At 68.9% G+C, this 1,594-nt stretch carries 3 protein-coding genes; all 3 read right to left on the bottom strand.

Features of this window, described 5'->3' with window-relative positions; translation table 11 throughout:
- Positions 1-517, bottom strand: a 517-nt coding sequence (locus VNR91_RS09305; protein WP_325490485.1) for an SURF1 family protein, incomplete at its 3' end; no start/stop codon positions are given.
- The gene (gene cyoD / locus VNR91_RS09300; protein ID WP_325490484.1) at positions 514-876 is read right to left on the bottom strand and encodes a cytochrome o ubiquinol oxidase subunit IV; all 363 of its coding nucleotides are present in this window, start codon (positions 874-876) and stop codon (positions 514-516) included. The genes cyoD and VNR91_RS09305, both read right to left, overlap by 4 nt.
- Complete coding sequence (gene cyoC / locus VNR91_RS09295) at positions 873-1,496, bottom strand: cytochrome o ubiquinol oxidase subunit III (protein ID WP_325490483.1); 624 nt, start codon at positions 1,494-1,496, stop codon at positions 873-875. The genes cyoD and cyoC overlap by 4 nt, the downstream gene beginning before the upstream one ends.
- Between the last annotated feature and the right edge of the window lie 98 nt (positions 1,497-1,594).

Below are 1,594 nucleotides of genomic sequence, written 5' to 3'. Positions count from 1 at the left end.
ATGCCACGTGTCGCGCGCGGGCGATCGCGGCGACATCGCGCGAATACCAGCGGTCCCGCGCGGGATCGTTCGCGCGCAGGAAGGCGCCGCCGGGCTCGCTGATCCGCAGCAGGCCGGTCACGCTCACCGGGCCGGCGACCTGCCCCGCCGCGCGCGTGGCCGCGTCGCGGCGCGCGTCGGGCACGAACCCGCGATTGACCAGCACCACGCCCTGGGCGGTGCGCAGCGGGGTCAGCACCCAGAATCCGCCGCCGCGCTCGGTCACCGCCAGCACTCGCGTTTCCGCCGCATGGTCGAACACGCCGGCGATGCGGACGTGGCGATAGGCGTCGTCGCGGGCATTGATCCCGGCCCAGTCGGCGGGGGCGGGCGGCGGCGCGGCGGGCGCGTGGACGCGCGCGTCGACCCGGGCGATCAGGTCGAGCTTCCACGCCCGCCGCTCGACCTGCCAGATGCCCAGCGCGGTGAAGCCGATCGCCCCCAGCAGGGCGAGGCCGAGGAGCAGAAAACGGCTCAGGGCTGGTTGCTCATCTCCGTGCCGGTGATCGGCATCATGTTCAGGTTCAGGTGGTGCATGATCCACAGCGACCCGCCGATACAGATGACCACCAGCACGGCGGTGAAGGCATAGGCCATCAGCGTCCACCCCCCCTCCGCGCGCGGATTGACGTGCAGGAAGAACACGGTGTGGACCAGGATCTGGACGATGGCGAGCACCACGACCAGCGCGGCGGTGGTGGCGGCATCGGCGATCGCGCCGGTCATCACCAGCCAGAACGGCACCGCCGTCAGCACCACCGACAGCAGGAAGCCCAGCAGGTAGCTCCGGCGCGAGCCGTGGGCGTTTGCGTTGGCGTGGGAAGCGTCAGCACTCATTGCACGACCCCGAGCAGATAGACGAAGGTGAAGACGCCGATCCAGACGACGTCGAGGAAGTGCCAGAACATGCTGAGGCACATCAGCCGCTGCTGGTTTTCCGGATGCAGCCCGCGCTGGCCGAGCTGGACCAGCATCACCCCGATCCAGATGATGCCTACCGTCACGTGCAGCCCGTGCGTCGCCACCAGCGTGAAAAAGGCGGACAGGAACGCGCTGGTCTGCGGCGTCGCGCCCTCGGCGATCAGCGTGCCGAATTCGTACAGCTCGACCCCGACGAACGCCATGCCCAGCAGCGCGGTGACCACCAGCCACAGCCGGGTGCCGCCCAGCTTGCCGTCCTGCATCGCCATCATCGCGAAGCCGTAGGTGATCGACGACACCAGCAGGATCGCGGTGTTGAGCGCGACCAGCGGCAGTTCGAACAGGTCGCGCTGGGTCGGGCCGCCGGCATAGGCGGTCGCCAGCACGCCATAGGTGGCGAACAGCGTGGCGAAGATGAGCGCGTCGCTCATCAGGTAGATCCAGAAGCCGAGCAGCGTGCCGCCCTCCGGGTGGTGCGCCTCCGCCTCCTCGTCGACGAGGTAGAAGGTGGATTGGTCCAGCGTGGTCGTGCTCATGGCTCAGGCTCCCGTGGCGAGCAGCTTGGTGCGCTCGCCTTCGGTCTTGGCGACCTCATCGGCGGGGATGTGATAGTCGCGCTTGTAGTTGAAGGTGT

Source organism: Sphingomonas sp. (genome assembly GCF_035555815.1).
Lineage (GTDB): Bacteria > Pseudomonadota > Alphaproteobacteria > Sphingomonadales > Sphingomonadaceae > Sphingomonas.
Note: the sequence above shows the minus strand (reverse complement) of the source record. Positions and strands in the feature narration are given on the sequence as shown.